This is a genomic window from Vibrio sp. QJM3NY_27, from assembly GCF_057785955.1.
This window is the reverse complement of sequence record NZ_CM173512.1, coordinates 445,076-461,557: the sequence shown is the minus strand read 5'-3', so window position 1 is coordinate 461,557 and position 16,482 is coordinate 445,076. Positions and strand designations below refer to the sequence as shown.

Below are 16,482 nucleotides of genomic sequence, written 5' to 3'. Positions count from 1 at the left end.
CATTATTCGTATTATTACTAAATCTGTTGATTAATTTGATGAATATATAAATAGAACGAACGTTTTAAATTTGATCTGTGCCAAATAATGTACGGGTGATTTGATATTTACCGAAGGGGTTATGAGTGATTTTTTATTAGTGAATGTTTTATTAGTCAATCTTATATTAGATAGAGTTAAATTAGGTTTTCTTTAATTATTGGCGGTTTATGTTTTTGGTTTATTGAGTCGAAATTATTTAGGAAATAGATTGATAAATAGACTGAGAGGCATCAGGTTTACATTTTTTGGGATGTTTACGGGTGTTTTCGAATCATTGCGGACGTTTATGGAGGTTTGCCCATCAAAGCCACTCGCTTTGGCTTGCAGTGTTTGATGGGCAAGTGTTTCAACTAATGGTTATTCATCGCTAACTTACCAAGTTTCATCGCAGCGGCGTGGTGACGGTGCATCAGTTGCTCCATGTCTACGCCAATGACGGCACCATCATTAACTCGCCATTTTCCGGCTACCATCACTTTATCCGCTTGTTGAGCACCACAAAGTAGTAATGCAGCGAGTGGATCGTGGCTGCCAGAGAAACGAATATCATCGAGTTTGAACATTGCGATGTCGGCTTGTTTGCCAACCTCTAGCGTACCAATGTCGGTTCTGCCCATTGCGCGTGCCGAGCCCGATGTCGCCCAACGCAGTGCGTCGAAGTGTGAAACATTGGCAGAACCATATTGCAGGCGCTGTAAGTACATCGCCATGCGCACTTCGGCAATCATGTTCGAACCGTCGTTTGAGGCGGAACCATCCACACCCAGTCCGACTTTTACGCCTGCTGCTTCAAGGTCGTTGTTCTTACAAATACCGGAAGCCAGCATCATGTTGGACGTCGGGCAATGGCTAATTCCAATGCCCGCTTTACCCAAACGTTTGATCTCTTCTGGGTTGAAGTGAATACCATGAGCAAGCCAAGTGCGTTCGTTCAGCCAACCCACATCTTCGAGATAATCGACAGGGCGCAAGCCAAACTTCTCAATACAGAAGTCTTCTTCATCCAAGGTTTCGCAAAGGTGCGTGTGCATCATTACGTTTTCACGCTCACTGATCTTGGCTGTCTCTTTCATTAGATCTGTGGTGACTGAAAACGGCGAACAAGGCGCGAGTGCGATTTGAATCATCGCCCCTTCATCACGCTGGTGGTAATCACGAATCAAGCGTTCACTGTCATCAATGATGGTCTGTTCGGTTTGAATGGTGTGTCGTGGAGGTAGTCCACCTTCATCTTCCCCAAGGCTCATGGAGCCGCGAGTGAATATCGCTCTTACACCCAGTTTCTCTGCGGCCTCGACTTGTAAATCGATGGCGTGCTCTAGCCCGTTAGGTATCAAGTAATGATGGTCTGACGCTGTCGTACAACCTGACATCATTAGCTCAACCAGCGCCAGTTCAGTGGCAAGGCTCATCATCTCAGCATCGAGGTTAGCCCAAACAGGGTAGAGGCTTTGTAGCCAATGGAAGAGTTCTTTATTCAGTGCGCCGGGGTAGGCACGCGTTAGGGTTTGATAGAAGTGGTGGTGCGCATTGATAAGCCCAGGAGTCACAACATGACGAGAGGCGTCGACGCTGTAATCTACAGGTAAGGTTGGTTCTTTGTGTTTGCCAACCAGCTCAATGATTGTATTACCTTTAATGACAATACCGCCTTCTGCATCAGCCAGTGAGCCAGTGTAGATTGCGAGAGGATTCTTAATCCAGATTGTTTCCATTCATAGTAGTCCTTAGCCATCTCAGCCTTTTCAGGGAAGAGGGTCTTTATTGGTATTTGCTGTTGATAGATAAATTCGAATCAGGGGCGTTAAAACGTTCAACGCTCTAATCATTCCCTGATTCTGTGAAAATCGGTTTTACGTTAGTTCGAGAATCAGTTAATTCGCTTTGGGCTCAGGGTTTTCTGATGCCGCTTGAACATCTGTTTCTGTACTTGCTTGTTGAATCTCTAATTGCTCGTCTGAGTGTAGTTCTTCTTCAGCCTGTTCTTTCATTTCTAGCTCAACTTGCGCTTGGCTCTCGGCCAACGCTTCTTGCTCTTCGGCTCGTGAAGATTTCGGCAACACAAGGTTTAGCAGAACCGTCATGATGGTGCCTGTGGTAATGCCAGAATGAAGAAAGTTCGCTAGATCATGCGGCAAGTGTTGCAGCAATCTTGGTTCGAAAGTTACGGCCAAGCCAGACGCCAAACCGACACAGATTACCAAGGCATTTCGTTTGGTATCTGCGGCTTTTATCAACATGCGGATGCCCGCGTAGGCAATCATACCGAACATCACGAAACCTACACCACCTAGAACAGGTTTCGGAATCGTGACGGCAATTGCGGCTAATTTCGGGAATAAACCGCCTAAAATTAGTAAACCGCCTGTTGCAGCCACTACATAGCGACTTGCTACCCCTGTAATACCCACAATACCGACGTTTTGGCTGAATGACGCCAGTGGCATTGCCGTTAGAATGGAAGACAAGGTACTACCAAGGCCATCGCCCAATAGACCACGTTTTAAGTCTTTACCGCTGACTTGGGTTTGGCAGTTGTTACCCAATGCCATGAAGTCACCCGTTGCTTCGGCGATAACCACGATGTACACCAAACTCATACTGATGATGGCACTCGCAGAAAAGGTAAAGCCGTACTTGAAAGGTTCAGGACCACCGACCCAAGCCGCAGAGCTGATTTGCTCAAGGTCGACCATGCCGAGCGATAGCGCCACAATATAGCCGCCCGCTAAACCAATCACGATGGCCGAAGCGGCAACCGCGCCTTTACAGTAAACCGATACGCCAACCACAATCCCCAAAGAGACCAGTGCTAGAAACAGCTTTGGTAGTGTAGCGAATTGTTCCGTATTGGCAGGGGAGTCTCCGACCCAATTCATGGCAACCGGTAAAATGGTTAAGCCGATTAGGGTAACCACAACACCACTTACCACGGTTGGGAACAGTTTCCGAACCTTGTCCATATAGAAGCTGGCACCAATCACGACAAACGAGCCGATCAACGCCGAGCCCATGATCGCGGCGACGCCACCTTCGTTACCGATCGAAATCGCCACACCTAAAAAGGCAAAGCTTGAGCCCATCACAACGGGTAGTCGAATGCCGACAGGGCCGAAACCAAGGCATTGAGCGACGGTCACAATACCTGACGCTAGTAGCGCAGCATTGATCAGCGAGACGATCTCTGTGTTAGGTAGGCCGATAGAAGCACCGACAATGAGGGGAACAGCTACAATGCCACCAATCGAGGCGAGCATGTGCTGTAATGCGAGTAGGAAGGTTAAGCCGTGAGGCGGTCTTTCATTTAGGGTGTACAGAAGTTTCATTTGATATTCCTCTGCCTGCGTTTCCGTTTACAGGCGATTGGCGGTCAAATAATGACTTCTACAAACTGCGTAGGGTCATAAAAAAGGTGCACTAACCGAGCGGAATGCGTCTGCACTCCGCTGATTAGCACTATTAGCTTTTTCTTAAAAATGTTGTTCTAGCATGTGTCTTAATAGCTTGGCTTGTGAACAAACCAAGCACTCATTCTTGAGCCATCTCTAAATGACCAAATGTCTAAGCGACGGCTCAAGAACGATTTGATTAACCGATGAACACGAGCTTCGCGACAAAAATCGCGGCTAAGAAGTACATCGAAATTGATACGTCTTTTGTTTTGCCTGTCGCCAATTTCAATACCGTGTAGGTAATGAAACCCAGTGCGATACCATTTGCGATAGAGAATGTCAGTGGCATCATCAGGGCAGTAATAGCTGCAGGTGCACCGTTGGTGAAGTCTTTCCAATCAACGTGTTGCATGCTGCTCATCATTACGAACGCTACGTAAATCAGTGCGCCAGAGGTTGCGTAAGCGGGGATCATGCCTGCAAGTGGCGATAGAAAAATCGCCGCTAAGAACAACACGCCAACCACAATTGCAGATAGGCCAGTTCGCGCACCTGCTGCAACGCCTGCGGCACTTTCTACGTAACTGGTGACTGGTGGACAACCCACACACGCACCTGCCACGCTTGAGATACTGTCGGCTTTCAGCGCTTTGCTTAGTCCTTCGATCTTGCCTGTTTCAGGGTTAGTTAGGTTTGCACGCTCTGCCACGCCCATCAAAGTACCCGCGGTATCGAACATGTTGACGAAAAGGAAAGCCAAGATAACGCTGATCATCGAAACATCAAGCGCACCCATAATGTCCATTTTTAGGAACGTAGGCGCTAAACTTGGTGGAGCAGCGAAGAAGCCGTTGTAATGCACTAAGCCAAGCATCATGCCGACCAGAGTCACACTCAAAATTCCGATTAACACGGCACCAAATATTTTACGCTCACTGAGTACCGCGATGATCAAGAAGGCGATAGCGGCCAGTAGAGCTTCAGGTTTAGTAAAATCCCCTAAAGAAACCAAAGTCGCTGGATTTTCGACGACGATGCCCGCTGTTTTAAGGCCAATTAGACCTAAAAATAGACCAACACCCGCTGTCATGGCATAACGCAGACTCACCGGAATACTTTCGATTATCCATTGGCGAACCTTGTAGAAACTCATCCCGACGAACAAGATGCCGGAGATAAACACCGCACCCAACGCCACTTCCCAGGTGTAGCCCATTTCGCTTACTACCGTGAATGAGAAGAAGGCATTCAAGCCCATGCCCGGTGCAAGGCCGACAGGCCAGTTCGCAAATAGTCCCATTAACAAACAACCGATCGCAGCACCAATACAGGTTGCGACGAATACCGCCCCTGCATCCATACCCGATGCAGCCATAATTTGTGGGTTAACGAAGATGATGTAAGCCATAGTGGCGAAGGTAGTCACACCCCCCATTAATTCATCTTTCACGCTGCTTCCGTGGGCCTTAATTTTAAAGAGTTTCTCTAAAATTCCGTTATTCGCGTCTTGGTTGAGTATTTCTGTTTTACTCTCACTCATGTCAGCAAGTCCTTTTATGTTGTGATCCATTTATTGAATACAGCGAGATTTCAATATTAAGTTTTAAGGTTTTTTCCTAGCCGTTATTTCTTTAGTTATCTGTTGTTTAGTCATCAACTCTCTAACTAATAACGTTGTTAGTATTTTTATATGAGCGTGTTGAGGGTCTGTTGACCTTTCGCGGTCAAATTTTGTTCGAGATAGAATCGTTTTAGGCGCGGCAAGGAGTATGTAGCCTAGTCACTCTAAGTAAATACTTCTTAACAAAGCATAAAACGATTCTAGCTGAACCCTTCGGGCAGCCTTTGTGGTTCATTTCTACTGCGTTATCGGCTTCTCATGTAGGCTAGCTACACATCAAAGCCTCTGCCTTGTAGAAATTTTCCACAAAGCGCTGCAAAAATCAGCTCGAAAGGCCAACAGACCCTACTGAGCGCGCATCATTTTAGATGCACGCACGAATCTGTTTATTATTCGATGGTTGAGCCTAGTTCTAAGTGCTAGGACACGGGACTAACTGCCCCGATAGGTTGAGAAACTGTACGGCGAGACGAGAAGAGGAACGTGATAATGCGCTTCTGGATCATCTAAGCCGAAACGAATAACCACATCGTCTAGGAAAGGTACGCCATCCAATTCCACACCTTTGCTTTTGTAATAATCCGCAACGTAGAACACCAATTGATATTTCCCCGGTCGGAAATCATTCCCAGCCAGAATTGGCGTATCGGTTCGGCCATCGGAGTTAGTGATCACCGTCGCCAGCTTTTCTGTTGAGTCTTCGTTGACCTTATAAAGCTCTACCTTGATCTCTGAACCTGGTAAGCCGTGAGTCGTGTCTAATACGTGTGTTGTTAGTCTTCCCATAGTCCTTTAATAGCGCTTTTGGCGCTCCTCTGTTCCGTGGTTTATCTGTCTGTTTCGACCTTGCAAAGAATGCAACTGGTCACTTTGTTATCACTAACTATGTACGAACTGTACACAATTAGTAAAGCGAATTGTTGGAAAAATGTTAACCATTGTGTCGTTTTTTCTGACTTTATAGATCTTGATTATCGTTTTTTGGTGAGTTTTGGTTTTGTTAAGTTGTTGTTTTTAATTGGTAATGATACGTAAATTTAACTTGAATAACAAAATCTTTACATTGAGATAAATAATTGTATACAATAAGTGTACAGGGGTAAGGTTGCTCTGTTTATCGAGAATCCATTTGCTTGAATCATTTGGCGACTCACTTAAAGAGCGGCTAAGCCAACCACTTATGTTAGGAGTACTTGGATGAATAAGGATTATTCAAGAAATTTGATCGGTTACGGAGCTAACCCTCCAAACCCTCAATGGCCAGGTAATGCGCGCGTCGCGGTTTCTTTTGTATTGAACTATGAAGAGGGCGGTGAGCGTTGTTTGTTACATGGAGACGACGAGTCTGAAGCCTTTCTCTCAGAGATCCCGTCAGCACAACCGATCAAAGGCGAACGTCACATCAGCATGGAATCCATCTATGAATATGGTAGCCGTGTAGGTGTGTGGCGTGTTCTTCGCTTGTTCGATGAATATGAAATCCCACTGACTGTATTTGCGGTCGCAATGGCGATTGAGCGTCACCCAGACGTTGCTAAAGCTATGGTCGAAGCGGGTCACGAAATCTGTAGTCACGGTTATCGTTGGATAGACTATCAATACATTGATGAGTCTGAAGAGCGCGACCACATGACCAAAGCGATTGAGATCATCCAACAAGTGACGGGTCAACGCCCACAAGGTTGGTACACAGGTCGAACGGGTCCAAATACGCGTCGCTTGGTAGCAGAAGAGGGCGGTTTTCTTTATGACTCGGATGCCTATGATGATGACCTGCCTTATTGGCACACCGAAACCGGTCATCCACAACTAGTGATCCCATACACACTTGATGTGAACGATATGCGTTTCTCAACGGCGCAAGGCTTTAACTCTGGTGAGCAGTTTTTCCAATATCTAAAAGACACGTTTGACACCCTTTATATGGAAGGCGAAACCGCACCGAAAATGATGTCGGTTGGGCTGCATTGTCGTCTGATTGGTCGTCCCGGTCGTATTGCTGCATTAAGACGTTTCTTAGATTACGTCAAACAGCACGACAGCGTGTGGTTATGTCGTCGAATCGATATTGCCAACCACTGGCACCAACATCATCCATATCATCAACAGCAAAAGTAGCAGTGAAGCAAGGAGGCTTAACGTGACTGAATTTCGATCATGCCAACCAACAACCATGGACCGCGATACCTTTGTCGCTCACTTTGCTGATGTCTACGAACACAGCCCGTGGGTTGCAGAAGTGGTGTATGACCAAGGTTTGAATGCCGAAGACGACCATATCGAGAATCTTCATCTGAAAATGGCATCGACCTTGTTAAGTGCAGACCAAGGCAAACAGTTGGCTTTGATCAATGCTCACCCGGATTTAGCCGGTCGAGCAGCAGTAAACGGCGAACTCACCGAGTCGTCGACCAAAGAACAAGCGGGGGCGGGCATCGACCAGTGCAACGCCGAAGAGTTTGAAAAATTCACTTCTTACAACAACAGCTACAAAAGTCGCTTCAATTTCCCTTTTATCATGGCGGTGAAGGGAGCCAATCGTTACCAAATTCTTGAGTCGTTCGAGATGCGATTAGGAAATGATAGTGAAACTGAGTTTGCTACGGCGATTCAAGAGATCAACAAGATCGCGATGTTTCGTCTCTGGGATATGTAAGTTAACGGAGTTAACAGCTATCTCAGCCCAGTCTTAGTGCGCTAACGGTTTGATTTGTAAAAACATAAGCCACTAAGTTCTCATTTTATTATTACTTTATTAATTTCATAGGATTACACGGACATGACCCATAAATTTGAACAGTACATAAACCTTGCAGACGAAAAACTCGGCGCAGAAGCTACCTTCGCAACCGACGATTTTTTCGCAGATAAAAGCCGTCTACTCAGCCACGCAGCGCCAGAGTGGAAAGACGACTTATACGATGATAACGGCAAGTGGATGGACGGCTGGGAAAGCAGACGTAAACGTGGTGAAGGTTACGACTATTGTGTCGTTCGCCTTGGCCTAGCTGGCACTATTGCTGGCGTTGATATTGATACCTCATTCTTCACAGGTAACTTCCCACCTTCGGCATCAATTGACGCGTGTTATTCACCACAAGGTGAGCCAACTGACTCAACAGAGTGGCAAGAAATTCTGCGTTCAATGGCACTACAAGGTGATCATCATCATCTTGAAGCAATCGAAAGTGACCAAGTATTTACGCACCTACGTTTGAACATCTACCCAGATGGAGGTGTTGCACGCTTACGTGTTTATGGCCGACCAAGCGTGGATTGGGAAGCAATTGATTCTCAGCAACAAGTCGACCTAGCATCGGTTGAACACGGTGGCCGAGCATTGGCATGTAGCGATGAGCACTACGGCAATAAAGCCAACATCTTAGGCCCTGGCCGCGGTGAAAACATGGGTGATGGCTGGGAAACAGCACGTCGTCGTACACCGGGTAATGACTGGGTTATCGTGGCACTAGGCCACCCAGGTAACATCGAACGCATCGTTGTTGACACAGCTCACTTCAAAGGTAACTACCCTGACAGCTGCTCAATTCAAGCGGCTTACGTTAAAGGCGGTACCGACGACCAAGTAGAAACACAAAGCCTATTCTGGCGTGAACTGTTGCCAGCACAAAAGCTGCAAGCGCACGAGATTCACGAATTCATTTCTGAGGTAAACGACCTTGGTGCAATTACCCACGTACGTGCAAACATATTCCCAGATGGTGGTATCAGCCGTTTGCGTCTGTTTGGTACGAAAGCGAAATAGGTAAGGAAATGAGTATGAGTAATGGAATACGTCGTTTATCCATCGAACCGTTAACCAAGCAGGCTTTTGCAGAGTTTGGCGATGTTATCGAGTCCGATAATAGTGATTTCTTCATGATCAACAGTGGATCAACACGTCGCTACCACAAGCTAGCGACAACGGATGTGCAAGACCAAGACGGAGAAGCGATCATCAGCATCTTCCAAGCCACACCGTTGAGCTACCCACTGACCATCAAAATGTTAGAGCGTCATCCACTTGGCTCTCAGGCATTCATTCCATTACTTGGTCAACCCTATTTAATTGTTGTTGCGCCAAAAGGCGACGATCCAACATTAGCCAATAGCCGAGCTTTCTTGAGCAACGGCCGTCAAGGAGTGAACTATCACAAAGGGGTGTGGCATCACCCAGTTCTTGCGCTTACCGATCAAGACCAGTTCTTGATCGTCGATAGAGGTGGCGAAGGACACAACTGTGACGAAGTTTATTTCGACAGCGACCGAGTGGCGTTGCATTTGGACGATCTGCCAACGGACGACAATAAGGAAGAGCAACGCTTAGCTAAAGCGTTGTGATACAGGAGTTTATTATGGATCCGCATATTACAGAATGGTTGAATTTAGCAATACGCTGGGCTCACATGATTGTTGGTGTTGCGTGGATAGGCGCATCATTTTACTTTGTTTGGTTAGAGAACAACCTTAATCGAGTAAACCCAAAAACGGGCCTTTCGGGCGACTTATGGGCGATTCACGGTGGTGGTATTTATCACCTAGAGAAGTACAAACTTGCGCCACCAGAGATGCCAGAGCACCTGCACTGGTTCAAATGGGAAGCTTACTTCACGTGGATCACCGGTGTGTGTCTACTGGGTGTGGTTTACTACCTCAACGCTGAGATTTACCTGATTGCACCGGGCTCTGGCCTTGATTCAACAACGGCAATCGCGATTGGTATTGGTTCATTCGTTGCCGGTTGGTTTATCTATGATCTACTGTGTGATTCGCCATTAGGCAAAACCCCCGTGTTGCTTGGCGTTGTGCTGTTTGTGCTGCTTGTCGCTGCAACATATGGCCTAACTCAAGTGTTCAGTGGCCGTGGTGCTTACATCCATATTGGTGCGATCATTGGTACCATCATGGTGGGTAACGTATTCCGCGTCATCATGCCGGCGCAGCGTAACTTGGTGAAAGCGATTGAAGAGAAACGCGAACCGGATCCGGCATTGCCTGCGAAAGGTTTACTGCGTTCTCGTCACAACAACTACATGACATTGCCAGTGCTGTTCATCATGATCAGTAACCACTTTCCAAGTACTTATGGTTCGGAATATAACTGGTTGATTCTTGCAGGCTTAGCGGTCTTCAGTATCTTGGTGCGTCACTACTTCAATACCCGTCATGGTAGCCAGAAGTTCGCATGGACAATACCAGTAGCGGCATTGGGTATGATCACGCTTGCGTTTGTTACCTCACCTTACGCGAAAAAGCAGATGACTCCGGTTGTACAAGCGCCAGTGGTTCAAGAAGTGCAAGTAAGCGCGACTGAATCGACGACAGAAGAGGCTGTTTCGAACAGCACAGTTTCAACGACGGCTAGTTCTCAAGTTGCACCTGCAGATCACGCAATGCAAACGGCTAGCGCAGGCGTCAGCTTTGAAACCATCAACAAAGTCATTCAAGAGCGCTGTTCTGTGTGTCACTCATCAACCCCAAGCCACGCCGCTTTTGCTGCTGCGCCAGCCGGTGTGATGTTTGATACCCCAGAAGAGATCAAAGCCAACGTACCAAGAATTGTTGCTCAAACCGTAACAACCAAGGTGATGCCGCTCGGCAACATGACTCAAATGACCGACGAAGAACGCGCACTCATCGGCACTTGGGTAGAGCAAGGTGCGACGCTTCAATAATGATGTGAATCCTTTACCTAAGAGCATGAGTCTTGGGTGAGGCTTGGGGAGAGTTTGGTTTCGGGCACGCGCCAAACTCATCCCACCCTGTTTCCCCGGTTCCTATAACCGGGGCTTTTTGTTAGATACTATCTCTGAATATCAAAACAAGTTGTCTCGAATAGTTGCAACGTTATTTTTTCCAGCATGCGAGTCACTTGCTGTTTTCGCAAACGTAACGCTGTAGCGTTCCTCATCAATGAATTTTGCTTTGTTGTGGCTGCCATCTGTGACAACTTCAATATTAGTTAATGCAAAAATTTCACGAAGCTTTGGGGTTAACGAGCGATAATCTTTTAGCTCTTTTTTCAGTTCTTCGAAGAACTGCATTTTTAGTCCTGATGGTTCATTGTGTTGAATTATATCGAGAAGAATGTCTTTTCTTCGGGAGTATGATTTAGCTGAATCACAGGCAGGTTTCAGAGTATCAAGCAAAATATTAAGAATTTCATCTTCATATAAGTCTCTTTCTTTGCCTTTTTTTAGCGCCGGAATACCAAGCTCTTGCCCTTCGAAGCGAGTTTCTAGGTGCTCAATCTTCGCGCGTAAAATTAATAGACTGTTTTCTAACTCTTCTTTGTCTGACTCAGCATCAAAATACATACTTTCAGTGTCTGTAAGGTTTGTCGTTAACTTCTCAATTTCTGCGTCTGAAACCTCTTGTTGGCGGTCAAGTTCTTCCATTGCTTCTTCAAGAAGTTCCTTATAATCAGAATCTTCGGTGAGTGAAGATACTTTTTTAGTGAGTGCAATACGCTGATCTTTTTGACGTTTAGCTCTGACATCAGTGGGAGAGAAGTGTTCTTTACGGTATTTCCCGTTGGTCGTATGAGTAACGAGAGATAATAACTCGTGTAAAATGTGTACGTTGTTTTGTTTCCAAGAATCAATTTGATCGCTTAATACTAATGAATTGCGTGGAACCTCACCTCCAAATAAAGGTTGTACAATATTGACTGCACCGTCCCAGGCTGAATAACGTTTGGTTAGAATACTTTCCATAAAGCCGTCATCAGTGTCTTCCGGAAAAACAACGACTTGAGCTAATCCAAGCAGTTGTTGTTGAAGTCCGATGTTGTGAATGAATCTATTTTTGCTGACAAGGACAAGAGGATATTCACGTTCCGGGCGGAAAATTTCCCATTTTAGTGCGCGAATATCGTCTTGTGTGTTTAGGAAGTTTACTTTTAACCCGACGGTATCTCGTTTTAATAAACGACTATCGTTTAAGTATTTGACAACTAAAGGTCTTGTCGTAACAACAGTCCCGCGCACTTGTGTACTGATATCATTTACTTTTAGAAGTATCGAAAATTTGGTTTTTCCGTCTTCTTCCTTTATTCCTATCTCTGTTTCCCAGTGGCGGCCTTTTATTTCTCGGTCTGGGTGAGTCAGGAGAACAGAGTACATTTGAGGTTCAAGTGAAACTGCGCAAAAAGTGCGCACTGTAATGTTGTCAAACTTGTGGTTGCTGCTACTTTTTAGCATCTCAACATCAAATTTTTCTTTGGTTTTGAATTGAATCCAACCACAAACAGATTGTAGAGCTCGTTCAGTAGCATTATTGCCACTTAACTCAAAATTGTTTACGTAAACTAGCATTGAAAACTCCTTAAATTTTTAGAAGTGCCATATCATGAAGATTCTTGTTACTCACACTAGCGAGTAACAAATACAACGAACTCAATAGTAAATTTTTGTTAGTAACCACTGTAAATATCGTAGAAATTATCATTATGCATCGTGCTCCGTATAATATTCTTGATATGAACACCTACCCATGGCACTTTTATTCCAAATTGACTTTAATTAGGACAGAAAATGGAAGACTTGATAGTCGCGTATTTTAGGGCACTGAGCTCATTCTTTAGGTATCTGTTTCAGTCGATATTGATTGAGTTCATTGGTTACGGAGCTGGCTGGATAGTCTGTAAAGTATTCACATTAGAGCGCTTCCCCCCATTGATTCCAACTGAAAAAGAGCGAACCAGAATCTCTTATATCGGAGCTATTAGCATCGTGTTGCTCCTGTTAGCAATTGGTGTGTTCAATAGCTTGTGATTCGGAGTAAGGATATATGAAATTTTACCCCGCGGAGCAATACCAAGCAGCTTGTAACGAGCTGTTTATCCGATACGAACGTGACATCAAAAAGCTAATCCCTAACGCGAGAGTTGAGCACGTAGGCGCATCTTCTATTCCTTTTGCCGTGTCTAAGGGCGATTTGGATATCTTCGTAGGTGTTGAGCTTGTCGAACTTGAGGATGTTATAGGGAGACTCACAACACTCGGCTTCAATGAGAAACTCGATACCTTAAGAACGCCGGAACTGTGTATGTTGGATTCTACATCTGGGGACGATGTGGCGTTGCAAGTTGTCGCTAATGGTTCTGAGTTTGAATGCTTTCTAACGTTTCGTGACAAGCTACGTGCGGCCCCTTCCCTAGTCGAGCAATACAATGCCCTTAAAATGTCTTGTGAAGGTTGGTCGCAAGAAGAGTATCGTGAAAAGAAAGCGGATTTCATTGAGCATGTATTGGAACTGAAATAGCAACAATGCCCCTCTCTTCTAATTGTCCAATTAACAAAAGTCTTATTAATACAAACTGTTAAGTCAAAAATTATTACCTCTGAAAATTTACCTTGTTAAATTTCCTTCAACCTACCTTATCGCGTTTTATAGTCGAAATTTAAGCAACTAAGCTCACATATATTGCATGGTCCATTAGTTTTGGCATTTGCCTGTGTTATGTTTCTCTCGATTTTATAAAGCGTTTCTTATCTATTGAAAGCAAAGTGTTTTCTTTCGAATTAATTTCAAGATTTGTCTATCAGTACATCAACCTAACGCTATCAAAAATCGATTTCTCTACGCCAATAATCAATACCACCTTAGGAAAGGACATGTCTGAAGTAATAGAAAACACCCCTACAATTGTACTCGCGTCTCGATGGTCTCGCTTATGGGCATCTATCATTGATGCTTTCGTGTATGCGATTTTCATTGTTCCTGTTTTTCTATATGGCGGTTTGTACGATAAATTGCTTTCCAATGAAACCATTGAGTTAACAGAACAAGTTGCTCTGACTGTTTATAGTTGGGTGGTTTACTTTTTGTGCCAAGGGTACTTACTTCATAAGAAGGGGCAGACAATTGGTAAAAATCTAATGGATATTGCGATTGTCGATATGGAAGGTAAACAAATAGGTTTGCTAAACATAGTGGGCAAACGAATCATTCCTATGGTGGCTGTAGCTTACATACCTTTTATTGGTCCATTTATATCAACGTTTGATTATCTGTTTGTTTTTCGCAAAGACAAACGCTGCTTACATGACTTAATCGCTTGCACTCAAGTTGTCATTGTTTCAAAGAAAAGTTCAGATAGCGACAACTCTGAAATTGGTGTAAATACAACCGAAGTTGTCCCTGCATCTCGATGGCCTCGTTTTTTAGCGTTTTTTATTGATGGTGTCATTACGGCTGCCATCATTGCGCCAATCTTTATGTATACAGATTATTTCCAAAAAACAATCGATACAGGGGTGATAGACCTTAGAGAAGTCGCTGCTGTCTATGCCTATTTAGGGCTGATGTTTTTATTGGTACATGGGTATTTACTGAATAAGAAGGGACAGACGATTGGCAAACATCTAATGGAAATTGCGATTGTCGATATGGAAGGTAAACCTATAGGGTTATATAAAATAGTGGGCAAACGAATGATACCTATGATTCCCTTTACTATTATACCTATCACTGGCCATTTAATATCCATGTTGGATTCTCTTTTCATTTTCCGAAAAAACAGACGTTGCTTACATGACTTAATCGCAGGCACTCAAGTTGTTAGTGTGTCAGCCAACAATTTAGAAAAAAATGAGCACGAATCATTAGAAAACCCAATAATTGAAAATGCACCTGAAGTAAGACTCGCGTCTAGGTGGCTGCGCTTTTGGGCCGTTTTTATTGATGTCTTAATTGCTGTGGCTATTGTCATGCCAATTTATCTCTATACCGATTATTTCCAAAAAATATTTGAAACAGGGACAGCTGATACAGCAGAACTAATAGCAGTCACTGCTTACGGTTGGCTCGTGTTCCTTTTGTTGAATGGCTATTTACTGCATAAGAAAGGGCAGACTATTGGCAAAAACATAATGGAAATCGCGATTGTCGATATGGATGGCAAGCAACTAGGGTTATTCGACATAATGATCAAACGAATTTTACCTATGAACATCTTTGTTTATATTCCTGTTATTGGTCAATTTATTGCGTTGCTAAACTATCTGTTTGCTTTACGTAAAAACAGACGCTGCTTGCATGACTTAATCGCGGGAAGTCAGGTTGTTAATGTTTCAGTGCCGAGAAACTTAGATTTCAGTACTATCGAATAGAAATTCGTAATCAAGCACTTACATACTTTAGGAACTTCATGATTCATAAGCTTTTCTCAGCCATTTCTATTTATAGGTATTTACCGAATAATATCTATTATTTAGCACTGGCTAGAATGATTCTGGGAATGGGTAACTTTATCGTTCCATTTTTAGTCTTACTGTTAACCGATAAGTTGGGTTATTCCGCAACAGTCGCAGGTTCCCTTGCCATGGGTGTGACGGGCTCTTACCTTTTAGGGAGCTTTTTAGGTGGGAGATTAGCGGATAGGTTGGGACATAAACGGGTCATGGTGTTTGGCGAGTTTATGTGTGCTGTATTATTGATTATTTGTGGTTTCTTTGCCGATGCTCCGGTAGTCGTACCTGTGTTCTTGTTTTGTGCCTATTTCTTTGGCGGTTTAGCTTTACCCGCGAGTAATGCTTTAGTTGCCGATCTTTCTACCCCTCAGAATCGTGATGCAGTCATGTCATTGAGTTATCTAGCCTATAACTTTGGTTCAGCTCTTGGCCCTGTTATGGCTGGCTACTTGTTCTGGAATCACACCGACTGGATATTTTTCGGCAACGGTTTTGCTGCTCTTTTTTGTGTTTTTATTGTGGCTGCATTTGTGAAGTTGCAACCTGGAACGGAATCGACCAGCGAGAGTGAACTGGAACAGCCCGTTTCTGGTTCGGTTTGGTCAGTTTTAAAATCAAGGCCACGGCTTTTGTTGTTCACTTTTCTATGTGGATTACTGTGGTATTCGCTAAATCAAATGACTATGGCGAGTCCATTGTATTTGAGCCATGTGTTTGGAGAACAGGGCCCAATTATTTTCGGGCAACTCATGACTTACGCTTGTGTTGTGGTGGTGCTGATTACGCCAATCTTAATGAAGTTCACGTCAGGTAAGGCTGAAACCGTAAGCCTTGCCTATGCAGGCTTTATGTTTGCCTTTGGTTATATGCTCGTCATGTTGTTTCCCTACATTCCTGTTCATTTTTTTGCTTGGCTATTTCTATCTGCGGGCGAGGTTCTTCTTTTGACAAAAGAGGGCATATATTTAGCAAACAACTCCCCTTCGAGTCATCGTGGACGCATTCAAGGCGTGCTCATTACCTTGCGAACGGTTTTCGTTATGCCTAGTTTTATCGTGATTGGCTACTTTATCGATGATTATGGGTACACTTTCACTTGGTTTAGTGTGATATTAATTTCAGTTGTTGGTGCCGTTGGTTTTTATCTTATGTCAGCTAAGGGGAAGCAATCTCCTGCGCTAGTCACCGAGTAGTTATTCTATTTACTAGCAAGTAGTATCTTTTAGTCACC

At 44.4% G+C, this 16,482-nt stretch carries 14 protein-coding genes; 9 read left to right on the top strand and 5 right to left on the bottom strand.

What is annotated here, in order from left to right:
• Positions 1–392 precede the first annotated feature (392 nt).
• The 4 genes from AC3CIA_RS17985 to uraH all read right to left on the bottom strand — a co-directional run bounded on the left by AC3CIA_RS17985 (position 393) and on the right by uraH (position 5,841).
• Positions 393–1,757 carry an 8-oxoguanine deaminase gene (locus AC3CIA_RS17985; RefSeq protein WP_017075243.1) on the bottom strand — a complete coding sequence of 455 codons (1,365 nt, stop codon included), beginning with the start codon at positions 1,755–1,757 and terminating at the stop codon, positions 393–395.
• Positions 1,758–1,916: 159 nt separating this feature from the next.
• The gene (locus AC3CIA_RS17980; RefSeq protein ID WP_248392599.1) at positions 1,917–3,368 is read right to left on the bottom strand and encodes a nucleobase:cation symporter-2 family protein; all 1,452 of its coding nucleotides are present in this window, start codon (positions 3,366–3,368) and stop codon (positions 1,917–1,919) included.
• Between the two features lie 262 nt (positions 3,369–3,630).
• Positions 3,631–4,974: an NCS2 family permease gene (locus AC3CIA_RS17975; protein WP_017075241.1), complete on the bottom strand. Its 1,344-nt coding sequence runs from the start codon at positions 4,972–4,974 to the stop codon at positions 3,631–3,633.
• Positions 4,975–5,487: 513 nt separating this feature from the next.
• Positions 5,488–5,841, bottom strand: a complete 354-nt coding sequence (gene uraH, locus AC3CIA_RS17970) for a hydroxyisourate hydrolase (protein ID WP_488519425.1) — start codon at positions 5,839–5,841, stop codon at positions 5,488–5,490.
• 411 nt (positions 5,842–6,252) lie between these two features.
• Here uraH and puuE point away from each other — a divergent pair, with 411 nt between their 5' ends.
• The 5 genes from puuE to AC3CIA_RS17945 all read left to right on the top strand — a co-directional run bounded on the left by puuE (position 6,253) and on the right by AC3CIA_RS17945 (position 10,730).
• A complete protein-coding gene (puuE, locus tag AC3CIA_RS17965) occupies positions 6,253–7,173 on the top strand; it encodes an allantoinase PuuE (protein WP_488519424.1) in 921 nt (306 codons plus the stop codon).
• 22 nt (positions 7,174–7,195) lie between these two features.
• The gene (uraD, locus tag AC3CIA_RS17960) at positions 7,196–7,711 is read left to right on the top strand and encodes a 2-oxo-4-hydroxy-4-carboxy-5-ureidoimidazoline decarboxylase (protein WP_017067791.1); all 516 of its coding nucleotides are present in this window, start codon (positions 7,196–7,198) and stop codon (positions 7,709–7,711) included.
• A 123-nt stretch (positions 7,712–7,834) separates the two neighbouring features.
• Positions 7,835–8,821 carry an allantoicase gene (alc, locus tag AC3CIA_RS17955; protein WP_488519423.1) on the top strand — a complete coding sequence of 329 codons (987 nt, stop codon included), beginning with the start codon at positions 7,835–7,837 and terminating at the stop codon, positions 8,819–8,821.
• A gap of 14 nt (positions 8,822–8,835) precedes the next feature.
• A complete protein-coding gene (locus AC3CIA_RS17950) occupies positions 8,836–9,396 on the top strand; it encodes an ureidoglycolate lyase (RefSeq protein ID WP_004732859.1) in 561 nt (186 codons plus the stop codon).
• Positions 9,397–9,410: 14 nt separating this feature from the next.
• Positions 9,411–10,730 (top strand): urate hydroxylase PuuD, encoded by a 1,320-nt coding sequence (locus AC3CIA_RS17945; RefSeq protein WP_488519422.1) that lies wholly within the window; start codon positions 9,411–9,413, stop codon positions 10,728–10,730.
• Between the two features lie 141 nt (positions 10,731–10,871).
• Here the strand turns inward: AC3CIA_RS17945 and AC3CIA_RS17940 are convergent, their stop codons facing one another.
• Positions 10,872–12,371 (bottom strand): hypothetical protein, encoded by a 1,500-nt coding sequence (locus AC3CIA_RS17940; RefSeq protein ID WP_488519421.1) that lies wholly within the window; start codon positions 12,369–12,371, stop codon positions 10,872–10,874.
• 219 nt (positions 12,372–12,590) lie between these two features.
• Here AC3CIA_RS17940 and AC3CIA_RS17935 point away from each other — a divergent pair, with 219 nt between their 5' ends.
• From AC3CIA_RS17935 to AC3CIA_RS17920, 4 genes are all read left to right on the top strand, one after another.
• On the top strand, positions 12,591–12,830 hold the full coding sequence (locus AC3CIA_RS17935; protein WP_488519420.1) for a hypothetical protein: 240 nt from the start codon (positions 12,591–12,593) through the stop codon (positions 12,828–12,830).
• Positions 12,831–12,846: 16 nt separating this feature from the next.
• A complete protein-coding gene (locus AC3CIA_RS17930) occupies positions 12,847–13,320 on the top strand; it encodes a GrpB family protein (protein WP_136985090.1) in 474 nt (157 codons plus the stop codon).
• Positions 13,321–13,673: 353 nt separating this feature from the next.
• Complete coding sequence (locus tag AC3CIA_RS17925; RefSeq protein WP_488519419.1) at positions 13,674–15,170, top strand: RDD family protein; 1,497 nt, start codon at positions 13,674–13,676, stop codon at positions 15,168–15,170.
• 38 nt (positions 15,171–15,208) lie between these two features.
• Positions 15,209–16,444 (top strand): MFS transporter, encoded by a 1,236-nt coding sequence (locus AC3CIA_RS17920; protein ID WP_488519418.1) that lies wholly within the window; start codon positions 15,209–15,211, stop codon positions 16,442–16,444.
• The last annotated feature ends 38 nt before the right edge of the window (positions 16,445–16,482 follow it).